Source organism: Streptomyces sp. YIM S03343, assembly GCF_054729195.1.
This window is the reverse complement of record NZ_JBPUKX010000001.1, coordinates 1,407,738-1,429,044: the sequence shown is the minus strand read 5'-3', so window position 1 is coordinate 1,429,044 and position 21,307 is coordinate 1,407,738. Positions and strand designations below refer to the sequence as shown.

Genomic DNA, 21,307 nt, shown 5'->3' with positions numbered 1-21,307 from the left:
GCAACGACGCCAATTCGGGTCTACGATAGGTGATTTCTCCCTCATGGGGGACGGTCTGAAACCGAGCCATCTCTCGGATCCCTTGGCAGAGGTGAAGAACTCCGAAAAATATGCTGATCGGGTACGCCATTTCAGGTGTGTGTTCACGATCGGTTCACTGACGCCGTCCGCCGGTCGATGTGCTGGATGAGTCGAGTGAGGTCCAGACAGTACACCGAAGGATTGGCAAATTCCCGTCCCCTGCCGTAGCGATGGGCGCGGAGTCCTCCGCCGCAGATCTCCACCAGGGCACACGACCGGCACACGGCGCACAGGGAGCCGATGCCGTACTCCGGCGCACCGGGCAGTGTCAGTACCTGGTCGAAGGAATGGCTGAATACGTTCGCACCGGTGAGTGAGGCGCCGTCGGCGACGGCGTTGAGTGCGTCCGACCACACGAGCGCGCCGTCCGTCTCCACGACCGCGACGGCGGCGGGCAGGGTGCCGAGTCCCTCGGCGTGGCTTCCGGTGCGCTCCCGGCACATGCCGATCACGGACTCGAACAGCCGCACCCGAACCGGACGGCCCGTCTCCTCCCACCGGTCGAACACCGCGCACAACCAGTCCCCGTACGGCGCCTGCGGCCCCCCGGCGTCGGCCGGCGGGCTGTCCCAGGTGCCGTGCGGGAGAAGGAAATCCACGGCGGGGGGATGGTGGGCGAGCAGCGCGTCGTATGTCTCCCGCGGCGGGTTGGCGAGGTCCACCGTGCACAGCAGCCCGCCGAACAGCCGTCGGCGGTGCGGTGTGCCGAGGTGCGCGAGAGCCGTGGCGACGTCGATGTGACTTCCGCGCCGCACCTCCCCGTTCCCGCCGCGTCGGTTCCGGTGGCGGTCGTGTGCCCGCTCATCGCCGTCGAGGCTGACGCCGACGCGGATGTCGTGTCGCAGCAGCACCTCCAGCATGGCGTCGGTCAGCAAGGTGCCGTTGGTCTGGACGGCCAACTCCAGGCAGGCGCCTGCCGATTCGACGATCCCACGCACCTCGGCGGCGAGTCCGTCGATCACGGCCGGGCCCGCCAGCAGTGGCTCACCGCCGTGCAGGATCACCCGGACCCGGCTCAGCTCGTGTGCGCGTACGTGTTCCGCTATCCGGTGTCCGACCCGGTCCCTGACCGCTGCGGGCATCGTCCGGGGGCGCCGTCGCCAACCGGTGTCCCGCATTTCGAAGACGTAGCAGTAATCGCACGCCAGATTGCATCGGCTGTGCAGTTTGACCACGAACTGGTCAAAAGCCGTCAGCGTGGCGCGCCTGTCGCCTGTCACCGATACGAGAGGCATTGGCCAATGCCCGGCCGGAGGGCAGTTCTCCTGGAAAGTGGGGCCCTGCCATCGGTGCGACGGGGCCTCGAGTGACGTACCGTCGGATGTCTGTTGTACCCGCGAAACCGAATCCGGTTTCACTGGAGGAAAGATCTGTGCACTCTTCATCCCTGCCCCCGTTCGTCCCCGTGGGGGGCAAGCGCATCTCTGACCGAAACGATCAGCAAACTGTGCTCTGAGAGTCCCCCGTTCAGTTTAGGGATGACGCTTCCTGTCCGATGAGGCGTCAACTGGCCAACGTGCGTCATCATCAGGCGTGAAGGGGGGCGCGCATGGACAAAGGGGGAGTGAAGGGGGTAGCCCATGGCAAGTGACTTCGTCACGAGTTTCGCCGCGAGCGAGAATTCCACGTACGCCGCACGTTTCCACCTCGACCTGGTGCGGGAGGTGACCCGGCAGGCCCGCAGGCCGGTCACCGCCCATGAGTGCAGCAAGGCCGTTCCGCCCGAGGAGCGCTGTCTGCTCGTCGCCGGGACGGGCGTGCTGGTCGTGCTCTGGTCGTCGGACTACTTCGGGGACCCCGGCTGCCTCGGCGACTGGAATCTGTTCATCCGCCGGCTGGACCGGGTTCCCGTCCAGCGGCGCGAGGCACTCCGCCGGTCGACGCGGGTGCTGGTGCGGTGGCGGACCACCGACACCCCGCTGCGTGACGTGCCCCGGCCCCGCATGTTCGACGGGGACGTGACGGCCGACTGCAACAGGCACGGGCTGTACAAGGTCGTACGGGACCAGAGCCCCACGTCGCCGTCGTCCGGCTATCTCTCGGCTTTGCGAGAAGTGGCCGGACAGGTCCGAGCCGGACTGGCCGCGCGGCTCCCCGTACTGGCGCTCGACGACATGTCCCGTCCGGCTCCGGTCCTGCCCGGGCCCCGCCCCATGAGCCCGGTCTCGCCGCCGCCCGCGGTTCCTCGGTCCGCCCCTCTCGGCGGGTCCACTGTCACCCTGCCCGCCGAGCTCGGGCCTGCCGTGGCCCGGCCCGCCCGGCCTCCCGCTCCGGGGTCTGCACCCCGGGTGCTGATCTCGTACGCCCACGATCCCCGCGATCCCGGCCACGCCGACGAGGTCAAGGCCCTGTCCGAGCTGCTGAAAGCCGGGGGTGTCGATGTGCGGCTGGACCAGGACGTGAACGACGAACCGCAGCACTGGCGGCGCTGGATGACCACGGAGCTGAAGTACGCCGACCGCATCCTCATGGTCGCCTCGCCCGCCTACCGGCGCCGGGTGGAAGGGAGGGAGAAGCCGGGCACGGGCCGGGGTGCGACCTGGGAGGGCGAGTATCTGCTCGACTACGCCTACGACAACTCGGGTACGTGGGAGAAGCGCATTCTGCGCGTGGTCTTCCCGAGATTCCGCGACGACGACCTGCCCGAGTTTCCCGGCTCCGCCTCGGTCACGGTCTACCGTGTCGACCCCGTCACCGGGGACGGCGACCTCGACCGCCTGCTCGGATATCTGACGAAAGGCCGGGCGACGACGCGCTGACGACGCCCGCCCGGTCCTCACACCGCCATGCGCCCTGGGGCGTGTCTGACCATTCCCGCCGGGCGCGCCACGCCTGGCACGGCACCTCGCCGCGTTGTCGGATCACCCGAGTACGTCCAGTACGCGGGCGATCCTCCGCCTTGCGATGCACCGCACCAGACGCCGCGCGCTGATCCGACGCGAATCGTCAGACACGCCCCAGCCCCAACGCCACCAGTCCGGCGATCTCAGCGGGGGAACGGGAGACGGCCAGCCGGTGGTTCTCCTCCCGCGTCAGGCCGTTGGACGCCATGATGTCCGGCCCGAAGCCGCGCAGGCGTTCGAGTCCCGCGAGCAGTCGGGGGTCGTCCGGGCCCGCCTCCGGGTCGGCGGGCAGCCAGGCGCAGTCGTCGATGCCCAGAGTGCGCGCGATGTCGGCGGTCACCCCACCGAAACCGGCAGCCAGGTACAGCGGCTGCGGAACCGCGGACTCCGGAGCAAGCAGGGCCTCCTCCAGAAGGCCGGGCAACTCGCCCTGGAATCCGCTGCGTCGACCGCCGACGAGGAGCCGACCGTGGCTGTGGTCCCGTACGAAGCGGCGCATGGCAGTGAGCGAGGCGCGGGCCGGTGCCGGTTCGGTCGGTTCGGGCGCCTCCCCGCGGTCGGCGGCCGGGTCCGTCTCCTGCCCGGCCGGGTCCAGGCAGACCACACGGCCCGCCCGGCCGAGGTCGAGGCGGGCCCGCAGCAGCGACAGGGGCAGCCTGCGATGCTCCGGCCAGGCGAGGCACACCAGCAGGGGCTGGTCCCCTCGCCCGTGCCGGTCCACCCCGGTGATGAGCGCCGAAGTGTAGCCCTCGGGGTCGAGATGTCCGCCGTAGGCGAGGTGCCCGCCCGCCTCCAGGACGACGCGGGTGACCTCCCCGAGGGTCAGCCGCACCTGCTCCTCGCTCTGCCCGAGGCGGGCCAGATCGGGGCTCTGCGAGACCGACAGGGCGAGGGTGCGGCCCGCGAGTACGTCATGTGGAGGTGAAGTCGTCATGGTTCATCTTCTCAGGGGCGGTGTCCGAGGCGGTGTCCGAGGCGGTGCACGTTGCCGGGCGCCGGGGCGACGGCTGACAGGCCCGGTGCGGAGCCAACCCCGCTGTGAAGGCGCCGATTTCACGACTTCACGACTACACTGACCGGGATGATCTCCAGCTTCGCCGCAAGCGGCCGGGCCGCCCGCGCCGTTGCCGCGGCTGTCGGGGGCGGTGCCGCCGGGGCGGTCATGTACCTGTTGCAGCGCGTCGGTGGCTTCTACGTCTTCATCGCAGTCGGGGCGGCGGTGGGCACGGTGGCCCTGCTGGCGGCCGACTTCTACCGCAGAACGGCGAGTCTCACAGAGGTACGCATCACGGTGCCGCAGCTGAGCGAACTGACATTCGTCGTCAACGATCATACAAGGGCCGTCTCATGGCAGCTCTTCGTCGAGTCGGTCACCCGTATCTCCACCCAGCGCCTGGAAGACGACGACGGATTCCTCCGCGAGGCCCTCACGTCGCTGTACGGCCTGTTCGCCACGACCCGGGACATCCTCAGGGCCGCCCGGCCGACCGCTCATGCGGACGGCGTCACGGTCGAGTACCTGGCGGTGAGTCTGCTCAACCGGGAGTTACGGCCGTTCCTCTCCAAGTGGCACCCGCGGCTGCGGGAGTTCGAGACGGCTCATCCCGAACTCGGCGAGACCGACTGGCCGCAGGCGGCCGAGTGCCGCCGGGAGCTGGCCCGGCTGCAGGACAACACCAGGGACTACGTCCTGAGTTTCGCCCGGTTGGCAGGGGTGCGTGATCCGGACCTGATGCTGGGGGCAGCGGCCGCGACAGGCTAGGACCTGTCGCTCGGATCAAGTCGCAGCGTCTGCGGCGTGATCCAAACGACAATCCCCGCTCATCGGGGGATCGACTCGTCGGCGGTCGGCGGTCGGCGGTCGGCGGTCGGCGTCATGCGGTGGCGCGGGCCGGCTTCGACATGCGGATCCCGCACGTACCGCCGGGTTTCACGCGGATGCCATCGCACCCTTCCCTGACGTTCGCCGCTCTTGGAACACTCGCACCGCGCTCCACAGTTCGAGGTCCGGACATCCGGCACGACAGGACGAGAGGGTTCCTACGCCATGCCCGAGGTCAACCGGCGTCGTTTTCTCCAGCTCGCGGGCGGTACCGCGGCGTTCACCGCGCTCTCCAGCAGCATCGAACGGGCCGCCGCGCTGCCCGCCAACCATCGCACCGGGTCGATCGAGGACGTCGAGCACATCGTCGTCCTGATGCAGGAGAACCGCTCCTTCGACCACTACTTCGGCACCATGAGAGGGGTCCGCGGCTTCGGCGATCCGCGCCCCGTGGCCCGGCCGGACGGCAAGCCGGTCTGGTACCAGTCCGACGGGAGCAGGGACCTGCTGCCGTTCCGTCCCGACGCCGACGACCTGGGCATGGCCTTCATCCAGGACCTTCCGCACGGCTGGAACGACGGCCACGCCGCCGTCGACGGCGGCCGGTACGACAAGTGGGTGCCGTCCAAGGGCGCCACGACGATGGCGTACCTGACCCGCGACGACATCCCGTTCCACTACGCGCTCGCCGACGCCTTCACCGTCTGCGACGCCTACCACTGCTCCTTCATCGGCTCCACCGACCCGAACCGCTACTACATGTGGACCGGTTACACGGGCAATGACGGCAGCGGCGGAGGTCCCGTTCTCGGCAACGACGAGGCCGGGTACGGCTGGACGACCTACCCCGAGCGCCTGGAGAAGGCCGGGATCTCCTGGAAGATCTACCAGGACGTCGGCGACGGCCTCGACGCGAAGGGCAGCTGGGGGTGGATCCCGGACGCCTATCGCGGAAATTACGGGGACAACTCCCTGCTCTACTTCAAGCAGTACCAGACCGCCCAGCCCGGCGAACCCCTCTACGACAAGGCCCGCACCGGCACCGACGCCCGCAAGGGCGAGGGCTTCTTCGAGCAGCTGAAGGCCGATGTCCAGGGCGGCACGCTGCCGCAGATCTCCTGGGTCGTCGCGCCCGAGGCGTTCACCGAGCACCCCAACTGGCCCGCCAACTACGGTGCCTGGTACGTCGCGCAGGTCATCGACGCGCTCACCTCCGCCCCCGAGGTGTGGGCGAAGACGGCCCTGTTCATCACCTACGACGAGAACGACGGCTTCTTCGACCACCTGGTCCCGCCGTTCCCGCCCGGTTCGGCGGCGCAAGGCAGGTCGACCACCGACGTCGGCCCCGACGCCTTCAAGGGCGACGGCAGTCATGTGGCCGGTCCCTACGGGCTCGGCCAGCGGGTGCCGATGCTCGTCGTCTCCCCCTGGAGCAAGGGCGGGTTCGTCTGTTCGGAGACCCTCGACCACACGTCGATCATCCGGTTCATGGAGCGGCGCTTCGGCGTGCACGAGCCGAACATCTCGCCCTGGCGGCGCGCGGTCTGCGGCGACCTCACCGCCGCCTTCGACTTCTCCCGCCGGGACACCCGCCCCGTCGCCCTGCCCGACACCGACGGCTACCAGCCTCCGGACAAGGTCCGCCACCCGGACTATGTGCCGACCCCGCCGGCCGATCCGGCGCTGCCGAGGCAGGAGCGCGGACTGCGTCCCGCCCGGCCGCTGAAGTACGCCCCGGTGGTGGACGGTTCGGCCGACCCGGCCGCCGGGAGGTTCGGACTCACCTTCCGCTCCGGCCCCGCGGCCGGTGCCGCCTTCCTCGTCACCTCCGGCAACCGCACCGACGGACCGTGGACCTACACCACCGAGGCGGGCAGGTCTCTGTCCGACACCTGGAACTCCGCGGTTTCCAACGGCTCGTACGACCTCACCGTGCACGGCCCCAACGGCTTCCTGCGTGTCTTCAAGGGGCCGGGCGGCACCGCCGGACCGGAGGTCACCGCGCGCCAGACCGGCGACGACATCGAACTGACCTTCACCAACAAGGGCGCCTCGACGGTCGAGTTGAGGCTCACCGACGGCTACGGCAGACGGCGTGCCACGACCTTCCGGGTACGGCCCGGCGCCACCGTACGGCACACCGTCGATCTCTCGTCGAACCGACGCTGGTACGACCTGAGCGTCACCGCCGGTGCGAATTCGGGGTATTTGAGGCGGTTTGCCGGACATATCGAGAACGGGCGTGCCGGGGTGAGCGATCCCGGAATCGTGACGGTCTGATGCACGCCACGGAGTTGGTTGCTTTCCAGCCGCCTCGCGGTAGTGTGCCCCGGTGACCACGCAATCGAACACACCTCCAGGCTGGTACCCGGACCCGCACGGGGCAGCCCAGACGCAGCGCTACTGGGACGGCACCCAGTGGACGGAGCACACCCAAGTCGCCCAGGGCCAGCCCGCGCCGCAGATACCGCAGCAGGCCGCCGGGCACGACCCGCGTGTCCAGCAGCAGGTCCAGCAGCAGGCCGGTGTCGCACCCAGCGGCGCCGGCGGCGGCACCCTGTTCACCGAGCCGGTCCTGGTGGTGAACCAGAAGGCCAAGCTCATCGAGGTGACCAACGAGTACAAGGTCTTCGACCAGGCCGGCAACCAGATCGGCTCGGTCACCGAGGTCGGGCAGAGCGCGTTCAAGAAGGTCCTGCGCTTCGTCTCCAGCCTCGACCAGTTCATGACACACAGGCTGGAGATCCGCGACTCCTACGGCCAGCCGCAGTTGACGCTGACCCGGCCCGCGAAGTTCTTCAAGTCCCGCGTCATCGTGACGCGTCCGGACGGCTCGCCGGTGGGTGAGATCGTCCAGAAGAACATGATCGGGAAGATCAACTTCGCCATGATCGCGAACGGCCAGGAGGTCGGCGCGATCAAGGCGGAGAACTGGCGGGCGTGGAACTTCGCGATCGTCGACCACACGGACAAGGAGGTCGCCCGGATCACCAAGACCTGGGAGGGCCTCGCCAAGACCATGTTCACGACGGCGGACAACTACGTCCTGCAGATCCACTTCCAGCTGCCCGAACCGCTGCGCAGCCTGGTCGTGGCGACGGCGCTCACCGTCGACACCGCACTCAAGCAGGACTCGCGCGGACTGGGCTGACGATCCGTCATTTCTTACCAGGGCGCGTGCTGCTCCGGCACCGGCTACGGCCGGGGCGGCATCACCGGTTCCACGGCGACCGCGTACGGCAGTGCCACCGCGGACAGGGCCACTGCGAACACCGGTGCCGGTACGACGGCCGCGGGCGACGACTGCGCCTCGCGGCCGTCGGCGTGTGCGGGCGGAAGCGGCGCGAGTGCGGTGGCGGGTGCGGGTATGAGGTCCGGCAGCGGTGCGGGTGCGGGTACGAGGGCCGGTGCGGGCGTCGTGCTGGGTGTGACGTCGGGAGCGGCCGAGGCGGTCCCCGCAGCTTCCGTGACCGTCGTGGCCGACCCCGCCGCCCGGGTCAGCAGCATCACGCCCCACGACGCCAGCGCCGCGCCCGCCAGCGCCAGTAGAACGCCCGCCACGCCGCCGCGCAGTTCTTCGCCGAGCAGCGCGAGTCCGATCGCCGCCGCGGCCACCGGGTTGGCCAGCGTCACCACCGCCAGCGGGGCTCCGAGGCCGCCCCGGTAGGCAGTCTGCGACAGCAGCAGGCCGCCCGTGGCGAACGCGGCGACGAACAGCGCCACCACGACCACCCGCACATCGAGCACCGGGCCCGAGCGGTCGGTCGCGGCCACCGTGACCGTCTGGGTGAGCGCGGATGCCACGCCCGAGGCGACACCGGACGCGGTCGCGTGCCGCAGCCCGGGCCGGGCACCGGGCCACGACAGCATGCCGATCAGACCCGTCGTCGTAGCGGCGACCGCCAGCGCCCCCGGCAGACTCAGCCCCTCGTCGGGCGCCGGACCCGACGCCGTGACCAGGATCGCGGAGAGTCCGAGCAGGGTCAGCGCCGTGCCGCGCCACTCCACCGGGCTGACCCGCCGACCCGCCGCCCTTGCGCCCATCGGCACCGCCGCGACCAGAGTGAGCGCGCCGAGCGGCTGGACCAGGGTCAGCGGCCCGTACTTGAGCGCGACGACGTGCAGCAGCGCGGCCGAGGCGTTGAGCATCACCGACCCCCACCAGGCGCCGTCGGCCAGCAGCCGCAGCGTGCCGGTGCCGTCGGGGGAGCGGGCGGCGAGCCGTTCCTGGGCGACGGCCGCGGCGGCGTACGCCACGGCGGAGACGAGCGAGAGCGCTACGGCGACGAGCGGGGCGTTCACCGGCTGGCTCCGACCGCTCTGCCCGGGCCGACCGGAGTGCCCGGGCCGACCGGTGTTCCGGCGCCGACCGTGACGGCGCCGACCGGTCTGCCTGGGCCGACCGGTGTGCCTGGTGCGGTTCCTCCGGCCTCTCCCACCGCTCCGACCAGGACGTCCTCCCCGCTGGTCCCGCCGTTCCCGCCGTTCCCGCCGTTCCCGCTGGAGGCCGCAGCCGGCCGGGGTGCCGTCCCCTCGGCGGTCCGCGCGGGGGGTACGAGGCCGCGCAGGCCGTGGCCCGCCGTGGTGGCTGTGCGGTGCGGCCCGGGTATCAGCGCGAGTGCGACGCCGAGCATGGCGGTCGCCGCGATCGCGTCGAGCCAGTAGTGGTTCGCCGTGCCCACGATCACCAGCAGTGTCACCAGCGGGTGCAGCAGCCACACCGCCCGCAGGCGCGAGCGGGTGGCGGCGATCAGGCCGACGGCGACCATCAGGGCCCAGCCGAAGTGCAGCGACGGCATCGCGGCGAACTGGTTCGACAGATGGTCGCTGCTCGGCGGGCCGTAGACCGAGGGGCCGTAGACACGCGCGGTGTCCACCAGACCGGTGGCCGCCAGCATCCGCGGCGGGGCGAGCGGGAACGTGAACGGCAGGACCAGCGCGGCGGCCGTCACCGCGGCGAGCACGCGGCGGGCCCATATGTAGTGCGCGGGGCGTTTGAGGTAGAGCCAGACCAGGAAGGCCGCGGTGGCCGGGAAGTGGACGGTCGCGTAGTAGGTGTTCGCCACGCGTACCACGGTGTCGCCGTGCAGCATCAGGGACTGCACGGCTCCCTCGCCGGGCAGGTCGAGCACCCGCTCCAGGTGCCAGACGCGGCCCGCGTTGTGCAGCGCCTCGGTGGTGTGGCCGGTGGCCAGTTGGCGCCCGGCCTTGTAGACGAGGAAGAGCCCCGCCACGAGCAGGAGCTCGCGGACGAGCGGCGGCCGGGCCGCGCGGCCCGGCCGCCCCGCCCGGACAGGCTCGGTTAGTGCATCCATCCCCCCGGCCCCTTCACTTCACTGACCGTCCGTGTGCGCTGCCGGCGTGGGTGCACGCCGTCGCGCCGCTGTCTCGTGCTGAGACCCGGGAGGTGACCCGGACTCATCGGCACGGCATCGTCCGAAACGCTCCCGTCCCGAAACGCGAGCGTGCCGAAACGCTGTCGTACCGATACGGCAGTGTACCGATACGATCGAGTACCGGTACACTTCCGTATCGGTACACTGACGTATCGCTGGGAGTTCGCCTAGACATTCCCGGTTCAGGGAAGAAAAACCGGACCTGGGACCGGGGTCCATACAGGACCGGAGACCGGGTATCCGGTAAATGGGCTGTGGCGGGCAGCCGGACCGCAGCGAGGCGAGGAGAAGAGCAGATGACGTCGCAGGCCGCGAAGGGACCGGAGACGGTTGCCGCCTCGCGCCGCTCCAAACTCACGCCGGAGCGTGAGCAGGAGTTCTTCGACGCGGTGCTCGACCAGATCCGCCAGTGCGGTTACGACTCCGTCACCATGGAGGGCGTCGCCGCCAGCACCAGATGCAGCAAGTCGACGCTGTACCGGCAGTGGCACACCAAACCGCAGTTCGTGGCGGCGGCACTGCGCGCCAGCCGCCGGGTGCGGTTCGCCGGTATCGACACCGGGTCGCTCGCCGAGGACCTGCGCCAGGCGGCACGGGCCGCCGGGGACTGGTCCGGCCAGGACACCCGGCTGCTCCAGGCGCTCGGCCACGCGGTCACGGAGGACATGGGGCTGGCGCAGGCACTGCGCGAAGCCCTCGTCGACCCCGAGGTCGGCGCGCTCGAGGACATCCTGCGGCGCGGGGTGGACCGGGGCGAGGTGGCTGCCGGGCACCCTGCGCTGGAGTATCTGCCCGCCATGATGTTCGGCGTGCTGCGTGTACGGCCCATGCTGACCGGGAAGTACGCCGACGCCGGCTATCTGGTCCGGTTCGTGGACGCCGTAGTGCTGCCCGCACTGGGGTTCCCGTACGACGGGCCCTTGGACCCAGGTCGCCGTCCCCAGGGATGAGCGGACGGTGACCTGCCTGCGCCGCACCGTGGGGACGGGGGCGGCGCACACCCCCCGGCCGGGTGGGGTTCCTCTGGAGCGGAGGGGCGCCCCACCCGGCCGACCCGGTCTCAGACGTCCTGGCCGCTGCCGCTGCCGGAGGACACCTTGATGCCTTTGGTGATCTCGTCGATGACGGACTCGTTCTGGCCGACGTCGATGCCGAAGCGCACCACGACCATCTGGTTCGAGCTCGACGGCGACGGGAAGGCCAGCGACTCGACGATCCCGTCCGCGCCCTTGCTGGTGACCGCCTTCCAGCGGACCAGATATCCCTTCTGACCGGCCACGGTCACCGCCTCGGAGGCCAGCACCTTGTGCGAGGTGATCGAGCCGTAGGTGGTGCCGCCGTAGGACTGCTTGGCGTTCGCCGCGATGTCCGCCTTGGCGACCTCCTCGGCTGTGCTGCCGCTGGTGCCGAGCGCCACGGCGGGCGCGGAGTAGGCGCCGCCGGTCGTGCAGCTCTTCGAGGTGTTGCCGGGGCACTTGTAGGTGCTGTCGGACGTCACCTCCGCACCGACGGTGATCGACTGCCCGGTCCACTTCTGCGGCACGGGCAGGCTGATCCCGTTGATCGTGTCGGAGACCGTGCCGCCACCCTCGACCTTGGGTTGCGCCGACTGGCTCGGCGACGGCGTCTGGCCGTCCGTGCCGCCGGAACCGCCCTGACCGTCGCCCGGCGCGCCGAAGGGCCCGCCCTGGCCGCCCTCCGTCCCGCCCTGGCCGCCGGGAACCTGCTGCGAACCGGCGGTTTTGCCGTTGCCGCCGCCGTCGTTCGTCAGCGCGAACACCCCGACCCCGATGCACGCCAGTACGGCGGCCGCCACACCGACGGCTATCCCCGTACGCATCCCGCGCCGCGGGCCGGCGGGCGGCTGACCGGGGTACGGCGGATAGGCCCCGTAGGCCTGATACGCGGGGTACGGCTGGGCCGGCCCGAATCCCTGCCCGTAGCTCTGGGCCGGGTCCTGATGCGGACCCTGCCCCTGGTCCTGCCCCTGGTCCAGCCCCTGTCCCTGGTCCAGCCCGTGCCCTGGGTCCTGTCCCTGGCCCGGCTCGGCCCCGGCGGGCGACGGCTGCGGCGGGGGACCCCATACGGCGGCCGACCCCACGGGGCGGGTCTGGTCCGTCCATGCCTTGCCGTCCCACCAGCGCTCGGTGGGGGGAGCGTCACTTGTCTGCCCCGGGTCGGGGTACCACCCGGGGGGAGTCACCTGCGTCATGCCCCCACCGTATGAGGCATCGGTGAAAGAGGGATGAGAGGACCCCACTCCGATCCGCGAAGAACCCCTCCCCGACCCAAGGGCGACCCGGGAACGGTGGGACAGACCGGGACATACAGTCCCGTCTGGGTGACGCAGGGGAGCCCGCACGGCGTTGCCCGCCCCGAACTGTGCCTGCCCTCTCCAGGTGCCACCAACACCCTGAAGGGGCGCGGGGAACTGCGCGACAAGCCACAACCGGCCCGGACCCGACAAAACAACCGAACCCCCCACCCTCCAGGGGCGCGGGGAACTGCGCGAGAAACCACAGCGGATCTGCACCCGACGAAAGAATCCCGCCAACTCCCGTGCGAGCCAGCAGAATCGTCACGTCGGCTGGACGCATGTGCCCCTATCATGCACCCCCCTTCCCCCCTCCCGGCAACACCTGGCGAGACCCGCCTCCCGGTGCGCGGGGCGCGGGCTACGCTCGAGTACGGTACGGCGGTCGGGCGACTCGGGGAGGGGTACGGGATGACGGAGGAACGGCCCGCCGCGGCCGCCTCGGCCTCCCTGTGGGAGCGTGACGCGGAAATCCGTCTCGTCGCCGCGGCGCTCGACGAGCTGTGCGCGGACCGCTCGTCCGCGGGCAGTGTGCTGGTGTTCCGGGGCGAGGCAGGGCTCGGCAAGACCGCGCTGCTCGCCGAGACCCGCAGGCTGGCCGAACTGCGCGGCTGCGCGGTGTGGTCGGCGCGTGGCGCCGAGACCCTGAAGTCCGTCCCGTTCACCGTGCTGCGGCAACTGCTCCAGCCCGCCCTCGTCACCCTGCTGCCCGAGGAGGCCCGCGAGTATCTCGGCGACTGGTACGACCTCGCGGGCCCCGCCCTCGGCGTCACCGACCCGGGCGAACGCCAGGCCGATCCGCAGGGCGTCGTCGACGGACTCGTCGCCGCCGTCCGCAGGCTCGTCGAGCGCGAGTACCCGCTGGTCCTGCTGATCGACGACGCCCACTGGGCCGACCAGGAGACCCTGCGCTGGCTCGCCGCGTTCGCCGAACGGCTCGGCGACCTGCCGGTGCTGGTCGTGGTGGCCCGCAGGACCGTCGACGTCAGCGGCACCGGCGCCCGCCTCCTCGACGCGGTGGCCGCCGCCGCGCGCGGCCCCGTCAGCGACCTCGCCGCGCTCACCCCGGACGCCACCGCAGGGCTCACCCGCGCCACCCTCGGCCCGCACGCCGACGCCCCGTTCTGCCGCGAGGTGTGGGCTGTCACCGCGGGCAACCCCTACGAGACCGTCGAACTCCTCGCCAAGGTGCTGGACACCGAACTCGAACCGGTCGAGGCGCAGGCCGGCGATCTGCGCGCCCTCAACCGATCGGCCCGTGGCGGCGGACTCGTCTCACGCCTCAAGAGCCTCGGCATCGACGCCACCCGCTTCGCCTGGGCGGCCGCCATCCTCGGCACCGGCATCACGGTCGCTCTCGTGGCCAAGCTGGCCACCATGGACGAGCGGGACGCTGCCCGCTGCGCCGAACTCCTGTGCACCGCCCGCATCCTGACCGAACCCGACCCGGCGAACCGCCAACCCGCCGACGGCGACCTGGTGTTCGTGCACCCGCTGATCGCCACCGCCGTCTACAACTCGATCCCCGAAGCCCTGCGCACCGCCATGCACGGCATCGCCGCCAAGGTCGTCACCGACAGCGGCTCCGGAGCCGCGGCGGCATCCCGGCATCTGCTCCAGGTGCACCCGGACGACGACGGCGAGGTCGTCGACCAACTCCGCGAGGCGGCAAGGGAACACCTCGCCGTCGGCGCGCCCGACGCCGCCCGCCGCTGTCTGGAACGCGCCCTGCGTGAACCGCCCGCCTCCGACATCCACGCCCATGTGCTCTACGAACTGGGCTGCGCCACCCTCCTCACCGCGCCCGCCACCACCATCGGCCACCTCCGCGCGGCGCTCGGGATGCCCGGGCTCGACTCGGCAACGCGCGTCGACGCCGTCGTACGGCTCTCCCAGGCCCTGCTGCACAACGACCAGTTGGAGGACGCCGTCCGCACCGTCGAGGCGGAGGCCGCCCGGCACGAACCCGGCCCGGTCCGGCTGAGGTTGCAGGCCGTCCAGTACATGTGGGAGGGCATCCACGCCGGAGAGGGCACCTCGCCCGGACGCTCCGAACGGCTCGCCGGACTCGCCGCCACCTGTACCGGACGCGACAACGCCGAACGAGCGCTGCTGATCCTGCGCGGCTTCGACGCCCTCGCCCACGGCGAGAACGCCGAGGAGGTCGCCGAACTCTGCGACCGCACCCTGGTCAACGGCCGCCTCGCCCCCGGTCTCGGCTGGACCGACACCGAGTGGGGCATCGAACTCCTGCTGATGCTGGCCAACACCTACGCCTACACCGACCGCCTCGACCGTGCCGAAGCCCTCTACACCGAGGCCCTGCGCACCTACGAGACCGCGGGCTGGAGCGGCGGCCATCTCGCCCTCGCCCATGGCTACGTAGGCCTGGGACACCGCAGGAGGGGACGGCTCAGGGAGGCGGAGACATCGCTGCGCGAGGCACTGCGCCTCGCCGAACGCGTGGGCCGCGGGCTGCCGTTGTACTGGACGGCGATCTGCAACCTCATCGACACCCTGCTCGCCCGCGGCCATGTCGACGAGGCGTGGTCGGTCGCCGAACGGCACGGCTTCAAACCGCCCTACCCGTCCATGATCGTGCTGCCCGACCCCCGCTCCGTGCGCGGCCGGCTGCTGCTCGCCGCCGGCCGCACCGCCGACGGCATCTGCGAACTCGAGGCCGCCGAGAAGGCCGCCGCCCTCCGCGGCCACCACAACCCGGTGATGGTGCCCTGGGCCATCGACCTGGCCCGAGCCCTGGCCGTCCGGGAGCCGGCCCGTGCCGCACAACTCGCCGCCGACGCCCGCCGCCAGGCCGAACACTTCGGCACGGACACCGCGATAGGCGAGGCCCTGCGTTGCGCCGCCGCCCTGGAGACCGGCCAGCGCGCGGTACGGCTGGCCGCCCAGGCCATGGCCTATCTCGCGGCCTCGCCCTGCCAGTACGAACACGCGGCGGCCTGCGTCGAGTACGGCATGGCCGCCCGCTCCACTCCCGATCTCCACCGGGGCCTGGCACTGGCCCGCTCCTGCGGGGCCGACGGACTGGTCGCACAGGCGCGGGAAGCGCTGCGGGCGAACGGCGCCCTCGGCTGAGCAGGCATCGGTCGAGGGCGCCCGCCGCGCCGGACGCGGTCGGGTTTTCGCCCCCGCCGCCCTTCCCGTTCCCGTCCCTGGGGGCTGCGCCCCCAGACCCCCCTGGTCGGCCCTGCGGGCCTCGTCCTCAAACGCCGGACGGGCTGAAGATCAGCCCCTCCGGGGTTTGAGGAGCGGGGGTACGGCGGCGACCCAGCCGGGCCCGGCCGGAGACGGCGGGCCAGCCACCCCGCGGCTCAGGCGTCTTCCTCCTCCGCCAGCACCCGCTGCGCCGTCGCGAACGCCGTGTTGGCCGCCGGGACCCCGCAGTACACGGCCGTCTGGAGCAGCACGGCACCGATCTCCTCCGGCGTCAGCCCGTTGCGCCGCGCCGCCCGGACATGCATCGCCAGCTCGTCGTAGTGCCCGTGGGCGACCAGCGCGGTCAGGGTGATCATGCTGCGCTCGCGGCGGGTCAGTGTCGGGTCGGTCCAGATCTCGCCCCAGGCGTAGCGCGAGATGAAATCCTGGAAGCGGGCCGTGAACGGCGTCTGGCGGGCCTGCGCCCGGTCCACATGGGCGTCCCCGAGCACCTCGCGCCGTACCGCCGTGCCACGCCCCGTGCCACGCCGGACGCCGTCGCTCAGGTGCGCCCGCAGGGCTGTCAGCACCGCCTCCGGGCACTGTGCGGGTGCCAGGTGCGAGGCGCCGGGGATCTCCACGAGCGCGGCGCCGGGCACCGCGTCGGCGATCTCCCTCAGGTGCGCGGGCGGGGTCGCCGGGTCCTCGCGGCCCGCGACCAGCAGCGTCGGCACGGTGATCGAGGCCAGCCGCCCGGTCACGTCGAAGGCGGCGAGCGCGTCGCAGCAGGCGGCGTAGCTCCCGGGGTCGGCCTCCCGGTGATCGCGTACCAGCTCCGGCACGGTGAAGCCGTGCGTGAACCAACGGGCGTCCGCGCTCTCCACCAGCCACTCCAGCCCCTCCCGCCGTACCCGCTCGGCCCGTTCCTGCCACGGTCTGCTGCCGTTGAAGTGGGCGGACGAGCAGATGATTGCGAGCGAGGTGAGCCGTTCCGGCCGGCTGAGGGCGAGTTCGAGGCCGACCGCGCCGCCGAGTGACACCCCGGCGTACGCGAACCGCTCGATGCCGAGCGAGTCGGCGAGCGCCAGCACCAGCTCGGCGAGGTCGCCCACGGTGGCGCCGGGGCCGATCAGACCGGCGGGGGAGCCGCCGTGCCCGGGCAGGTCCCAGCGCACCACCCGGTGGGTGGCGGTGAGTTCGGGCGCGACCCGGTCCCACAGGGCGTACGACGTGCCGAGCGACGGACCCAGCAGCAGCGCGGGAGCAGAAGCGGGGCCCTCGGCGAGGTGGTTGAGCATCGCGCGTGTCAAAGTCGCTCCAGGGCGAGGTCGGTGAGGGCTCCGGCCGAGCCGGTGTAGCGGGCGGAATCGGTGAGTGCGTCGAGGTCGAGACCGGTGTCCCGCAACTCCGGTACCTCGGCGAGGAGTCCGGCGAGGTCACGGTTCTCGGCGTGGCTGCGCCGGGCGAGTTCCGTGAGCAGCTCCTTCGCGCGGGCCCGGCCGAGCAGCGGGGCCAGCTCGGCGGACAGCCGCTCGGAGACGATCAAGCCGTGGGTGAGATCAAGGTGTTCGCGCATCGCCGCCGTGTCCACCCGTAGCCCCTCGGCCAGTTCGGCCATGTCATGGGCCGCCCCGCCCACCAGCCGCAGCAGGTCCCGCAGCGGCTCCCACTCGGCGTGCCAGGCCCCGGCGGGGCGTTCGTCCTCGGCGACGAGACAGCCGTAGAGCGTGGCGGCGAGCTGCGGGGCGCGCCGGGCCGCCGCCGCGATCATGGTGGTGCGCACCGGGTTCGCCTTGTGCGGCATGGCGCTCGATTCTCCGCCGCCGCCCTCGGCGATCTCGCCGATCTCCGTACGGGCCAGGGTCAGCACATCGACGGCCGTCTTGCCGAGCGCTCCGGCCGTGAACGCCAGCCCACCGGCGAGGTCGGCGACCGGCGTGCGCAGCGTGTGCCAGGGCAACGCAGGCTCCTGGAGCCCGAGTTCACGGGCGTACACAGCGGGCAGCGCCGTTGCGTCGGTGGCGCCGTACGCAGTGAAGGCGGCCAGTGTGCCGGCCGCGCCGCCCAGTTGGGCGGGCAGGGAGTCGCGTACGGCGGTGAGGCGGTCGCGGGCGTCGAGGACCAGGGAGCGCCAGCCGGCCGCCTTCAGCCCGAACGTCGTCGGCACCGCGTGCTGGGTGAGCGTCCGCCCCGGCATCGGGGTGTCGCGGTGCGCGGCGGCGAGCCGGGCCAGCGCGGCCCCGGCGCGGCCGAGATCGGCCAGGACCAGGCCGAGAGCACGGGCGGCGACCAGCATCATCGCCGTGTCCATGATGTCCTGGCTGGTCGCGCCACGGTGGACGTACGGCCCGTGCTCCGCACCGACGGCCCTGGTGAGATCGGCGACCAGGGGAATGACCGGATTGCCGCCGGACCGGGCGCGGGTGGCAAGGGAGTTCACGTCGAAACCGCTGCCGCCCGCCCCTTCCGCCACCGCCTTCGTCACCGCCTCCGCCACCGCCTGTGCCGCGGCGGCCGGGGCGAGCCCCAGCTGGGCCTGCACGCGGGTGAGCGCGGCCTCGGCGTCGAGCAGCGCCCGCAGGAACGCCGTATCGCCGGTGGCGGAGGCTGCCGGGGAGCCCGCCCAGCCGGGGCCGAGCAGGCCGCTGTCGTACGCAGATGTCACTCGAACTCCAGGAAGACCGTCTCGCCCTCGCCCTGAAGGCGGATGTCGAAACGGTAGGTGCCGTTCCCCTCGTCCTCGGCGATCAGCGTGGCCCGGCGCGCCTCGTCCAGCCGGGACAGCAGCGGGTCGGCGGCCAGTACGGTCTCGTCGCCCGGCAGATAGATCCGGGTGAACAGATGCTTCATCAGACCGCGCGCGAACACGCACACGCTGAGATACGGCGCGCCCGTGCCGCGCGCGCCGGGGCGCAGGGTGCGTGCCGTCCACTGTCCGCTCCAGTCCACCTGGGCCCGGCCCCAGCCGGTGAACTCGACACCGTTGCGGCCCGCGAAGCCGCCGCTGGTCGGGTCGCGCCGCATCGAGCCGTCGACCCGCGGCACGGAGCCGTCGGGGCCGGGACCCCACAGCTCCACGAGGGCGTCGGGCAGCGGGGCGCCCTCGCCGTCGTACACACGGCCGTGCAGGGTGATGGTGTCGGGGTGGCCGTCCGGGGCGATGTCACCGCCGCCGGGGAACGGCAGTGCGAAGCCGTAGAAGGGGCCGACCGTGTGCGACGGCGTGGGCAGGACGGACTCCGGCCTGCTGGTGTCGATCCTCGTCATGGCGGGTCAGCGTCCTTCCTCGATCCAGGTGGCCGCGGGGCCGTCGAGCACGATGTCCCAGTGGTAGCCCAGGGAGAACTCCGGGACCGACAGATCGTGGTCGTAGGTGGCGACCAGCCGCTGCCGCGCCGCGTCGTCCGTCACGGCCTGGAGGATGGGGTCGTAGGGGAACAGCGGGTCGTTCGGGAAGTACATCTGCGTCACCAGCCGCTGGGTGAACGCCGTGCCGAACAGCGAGAAGTGGATGTGCGCGGGGCGCCAGGCGCCCAGGTGGTTGCGCCAGGGGTAGGGGCCCGGCTGGACGGTGGTGAAGGTGTAGGTGCCGTCGGCGCCGGTCAGGGTGCGGCCCGTGCCGGTGAAGTGGGGGTCGAGCGGGGCGTCGTGCTGCTCGCGCTGATGGGCGTAGCGGCCCGCCGCGTTGGCCTGCCAGATCTCGATGAGCTGCCCGCGCACCGGGCGTCCGGCGCGGTCCAGGAGTCGGCCCGAGACCGTGATGCGCTCGCCGATCGGCTCGCCGCGGTGCTGCTTGGTGAGGTCGTTGTCGATCTCGGTGATGTCACGCTCGCCGAACGCGGGAGAGGCCAGCTCCACCAGCTCCGGGTTCCTGGTGACGTCGATGGAGACCGGCGGCTGCCTGGGGTGGCGCAGGACCGAGGAGCGGTACGGGGCGTAGTCCCGGCGCGGATGGTGCTCGGCGGGGGCGCCGTCGGCGATCCGCTTCTCGTACGCGGAGTGCTCGGCCGCGATCTCGCGGTCGATGTCGCGCTGGGTCAGGGGCATGGGGGCTCTCCTTCGGGTCGTACGGGCCTGGGGGAGGGGCGAGTCGGGCGAGCCGGGGCGTCCACGCCGATGCGGGGCCGTCGGGCCGGGCCGGGTCCGTGGCGTCGGTCAGGCCGGGTCCGTGGCGTCGGCGGCCTTCAGGTCCTGGGCGAGCGTCAGCTTGGCGTCCGTGCGGTCCGCGACCTGGTCGGCGGTGACTCCGGGCGCGGTTTCGGTGAGCAGGAGTCCGTCGGGGGTGATGTCGAGGACGCCGAGGTCGGTGATGATCCGGTTCACACAGGCCCGGCCGGTCAGCGGCAGCGTGCACTCGGTGAGGATCTTCGGGCTGCCGTCCTTCGCGGTGTGCGTCATGACCACGATCACCGTGCGGGCCCCGTGGACCAGGTCCATCGCGCCGCCGATCCCCGTCACCATCCGGCCCGGCACCGCCCAGTTCGCCAGGTCCCCGGACGCCGACACCTGCATCGCCCCGAGCACGGCCACATCGATGTGCCCGCCCCGGATCATCGCGAACGACAGCGCCGAGTCGAAGAACGACGCCCCCGGCAGCACGGTGACGGTCTCCTTGCCCGCGTTGATCAGATCCGGGTCGACTTCGTCCTCGGCGGGGTAGGGGCCGGTGCCCAGGATGCCGTTCTCCGACTCCAGGACCACCTCCACACCCTCGGGTAGATGGTTCGGGATCAGCGTCGGCAGGCCGATCCCGAGGTTGACGTACTGCCCGTCCTCGAGTTCGCGGGCCGCACGGGCGGCCATCTCCTGGCGTGTCCAGGCCATCAGCTGCTCACCGTCCGCTGCTCGATCTTCTTGTCCGCCGCCTGCTCAGGCGTGAGCGCCACCACCCGCTGCACGAAGATCCCCGGCAGATGCACCGCGTCGGGGTCGATCTCGCCGGGCTCCACCAGTTCCTCCACCTCGGCGACCGTTACCCGGCCGGCCATCGCCGCGAGGGGGTTGAAGTTGCGGGTGGACTTGTTGAAGAGCAGGTTCCCGTGCCGGTCGCCCCTCGCCGCCCGCACCAGCGCGAAGTCCGTGCGGATGCCCCGCTCCAGCACGTACTCGGTACCGTCGAACTCCCGCACCTCCTTCGCCGGCGACGCCAGCGTGACCCCGCCCGAGCCGTCGTACCGCCACGGCAGACCGCCCTCGGCCACCTGCGTCCCCACCCCCGCCGGGGTGTAGAACGCCGGGATTCCCGCGCCCCCGGCGCGCAGCCGCTCCGCCAGGGTGCCCTGCGGGATCAGCTCCACCTCCAGCTCACCGGCCAGGTACTGGCGCGCGAACTCCTTGTTCGCCCCGATGTACGAACCCGTCACCCGGGCGATCCTCCCCGCCGCCAGCAGCACCGCCAGGCCGGACTCCATCGCCCCGCAATTGTTCGACACCACGCTCAGCCTGGACACGCCCCTCTCGTACAGCGCCCGGATCAGCACGTCCGGCACACCGCTCAGCCCGAAACCGCCCACCGCGAGCGACGCACCGTCCGGCACATCCGTCACCGCCTCCACAGCCGTGGCGACCACCTTGTCCATCCCAGAAGCCCCATCTCTTCCGAGCGCCCAGACCTCTCATTAGTCAGGGCACTGACTATCCGGGCGAGGTTTCCTTCACGCTGCCATCGGGGCGATACGGCGTCAAGACCTCGGAC

The 21,307-nt window shown here is 71.7% G+C and carries 17 protein-coding genes; 6 read left to right on the top strand and 11 right to left on the bottom strand.

Going from position 1 to position 21,307, the window contains the following annotated elements; all coding sequences use genetic code 11:
* Nucleotides 1-143 precede the first annotated feature (143 nt).
* Nucleotides 144-1,316 carry an FxsB family cyclophane-forming radical SAM/SPASM peptide maturase gene (locus tag ACSYGN_RS06410; protein ID WP_460392728.1) on the bottom strand — a complete coding sequence of 391 codons (1,173 nt, stop codon included), beginning with the start codon at nt 1,314-1,316 and terminating at the stop codon, nt 144-146.
* A 345-nt stretch (nt 1,317-1,661) separates the two neighbouring features.
* On the opposite strand from ACSYGN_RS06410, the gene ACSYGN_RS06405 reads away from it, so the two are divergent.
* Nucleotides 1,662-2,840, top strand: coding sequence for a TIR domain-containing protein (locus ACSYGN_RS06405; RefSeq protein ID WP_460392726.1), 1,179 nt, complete (start codon nt 1,662-1,664; stop codon nt 2,838-2,840).
* Between the two features lie 187 nt (nt 2,841-3,027).
* Here ACSYGN_RS06405 and ACSYGN_RS06400 read toward each other — a convergent pair whose 3' ends face one another.
* Nucleotides 3,028-3,858, bottom strand: coding sequence for a hypothetical protein (locus tag ACSYGN_RS06400; RefSeq protein WP_460392724.1), 831 nt, complete (start codon nt 3,856-3,858; stop codon nt 3,028-3,030).
* A 147-nt stretch (nt 3,859-4,005) separates the two neighbouring features.
* Here ACSYGN_RS06400 and ACSYGN_RS06395 point away from each other — a divergent pair, with 147 nt between their 5' ends.
* The 3 genes from ACSYGN_RS06395 to ACSYGN_RS06385 all read left to right on the top strand — a co-directional run bounded on the left by ACSYGN_RS06395 (nt 4,006) and on the right by ACSYGN_RS06385 (nt 7,897).
* Nucleotides 4,006-4,686 carry a hypothetical protein gene (locus ACSYGN_RS06395; RefSeq protein ID WP_460392722.1) on the top strand — a complete coding sequence of 227 codons (681 nt, stop codon included), beginning with the start codon at nt 4,006-4,008 and terminating at the stop codon, nt 4,684-4,686.
* 285 nt (nt 4,687-4,971) lie between these two features.
* Entirely contained in the window at nt 4,972-7,026 is a 2,055-nt protein-coding gene (locus tag ACSYGN_RS06390) for a phosphocholine-specific phospholipase C (RefSeq protein WP_460392720.1), read from the top strand.
* Nucleotides 7,027-7,078: 52 nt separating this feature from the next.
* Nucleotides 7,079-7,897, top strand: coding sequence for a phospholipid scramblase-related protein (locus ACSYGN_RS06385; RefSeq protein WP_460392718.1), 819 nt, complete (start codon nt 7,079-7,081; stop codon nt 7,895-7,897).
* A gap of 44 nt (nt 7,898-7,941) precedes the next feature.
* Here ACSYGN_RS06385 and ACSYGN_RS06380 read toward each other — a convergent pair whose 3' ends face one another.
* A complete protein-coding gene (locus tag ACSYGN_RS06380; RefSeq protein ID WP_460392716.1) occupies nt 7,942-9,048 on the bottom strand; it encodes a DMT family transporter in 1,107 nt (368 codons plus the stop codon).
* The gene (locus ACSYGN_RS06375) at nt 9,045-10,061 is read right to left on the bottom strand and encodes a phosphatase PAP2 family protein (protein WP_460392714.1); all 1,017 of its coding nucleotides are present in this window, start codon (nt 10,059-10,061) and stop codon (nt 9,045-9,047) included. The genes ACSYGN_RS06380 and ACSYGN_RS06375 overlap by 4 nt, the downstream gene beginning before the upstream one ends.
* A 377-nt stretch (nt 10,062-10,438) precedes the next feature.
* Here ACSYGN_RS06375 and ACSYGN_RS06370 point away from each other — a divergent pair, with 377 nt between their 5' ends.
* Entirely contained in the window at nt 10,439-11,092 is a 654-nt protein-coding gene (locus ACSYGN_RS06370) for a TetR-like C-terminal domain-containing protein (RefSeq protein WP_460392712.1), read from the top strand.
* A gap of 110 nt (nt 11,093-11,202) precedes the next feature.
* Here the strand turns inward: ACSYGN_RS06370 and ACSYGN_RS06365 are convergent, their stop codons facing one another.
* Nucleotides 11,203-12,354, bottom strand: coding sequence for a DUF2510 domain-containing protein (locus tag ACSYGN_RS06365; RefSeq protein ID WP_460392710.1), 1,152 nt, complete (start codon nt 12,352-12,354; stop codon nt 11,203-11,205).
* Between the two features lie 513 nt (nt 12,355-12,867).
* Between ACSYGN_RS06365 and ACSYGN_RS06360 the strand changes: the two genes are divergently transcribed.
* Nucleotides 12,868-15,552 carry an ATP-binding protein gene (locus ACSYGN_RS06360; protein WP_460392708.1) on the top strand — a complete coding sequence of 895 codons (2,685 nt, stop codon included), beginning with the start codon at nt 12,868-12,870 and terminating at the stop codon, nt 15,550-15,552.
* Between the two features lie 236 nt (nt 15,553-15,788).
* Here the strand turns inward: ACSYGN_RS06360 and pcaDC are convergent, their stop codons facing one another.
* The 6 genes from pcaDC to ACSYGN_RS06330 all read right to left on the bottom strand — a co-directional run bounded on the left by pcaDC (nt 15,789) and on the right by ACSYGN_RS06330 (nt 21,191).
* Nucleotides 15,789-16,922 (bottom strand): bifunctional 3-oxoadipate enol-lactonase/4-carboxymuconolactone decarboxylase PcaDC, encoded by a 1,134-nt coding sequence (gene pcaDC, locus ACSYGN_RS06355; protein ID WP_460392706.1) that lies wholly within the window; start codon nt 16,920-16,922, stop codon nt 15,789-15,791.
* The gene (gene pcaB, locus ACSYGN_RS06350) at nt 16,919-18,277 is read right to left on the bottom strand and encodes a 3-carboxy-cis,cis-muconate cycloisomerase (RefSeq protein ID WP_460392704.1); all 1,359 of its coding nucleotides are present in this window, start codon (nt 18,275-18,277) and stop codon (nt 16,919-16,921) included. Before pcaB ends, pcaDC begins: the two co-directional genes overlap by 4 nt.
* The gene (gene pcaG, locus ACSYGN_RS06345) at nt 18,274-18,879 is read right to left on the bottom strand and encodes a protocatechuate 3,4-dioxygenase subunit alpha (protein WP_460392702.1); all 606 of its coding nucleotides are present in this window, start codon (nt 18,877-18,879) and stop codon (nt 18,274-18,276) included. The genes pcaB and pcaG overlap by 4 nt, the downstream gene beginning before the upstream one ends.
* A gap of 6 nt (nt 18,880-18,885) precedes the next feature.
* Nucleotides 18,886-19,659: a protocatechuate 3,4-dioxygenase subunit beta gene (gene pcaH, locus ACSYGN_RS06340; RefSeq protein WP_460392700.1), complete on the bottom strand. Its 774-nt coding sequence runs from the start codon at nt 19,657-19,659 to the stop codon at nt 18,886-18,888.
* Nucleotides 19,660-19,767: 108 nt separating this feature from the next.
* Nucleotides 19,768-20,436, bottom strand: a complete 669-nt coding sequence (locus ACSYGN_RS06335) for a CoA transferase subunit B (protein WP_460392698.1) — start codon at nt 20,434-20,436, stop codon at nt 19,768-19,770.
* On the bottom strand, nt 20,436-21,191 hold the full coding sequence (locus ACSYGN_RS06330) for a CoA transferase subunit A (RefSeq protein WP_460392696.1): 756 nt from the start codon (nt 21,189-21,191) through the stop codon (nt 20,436-20,438). Before ACSYGN_RS06330 ends, ACSYGN_RS06335 begins: the two co-directional genes overlap by 1 nt.
* Between the last annotated feature and the right edge of the window lie 116 nt (nt 21,192-21,307).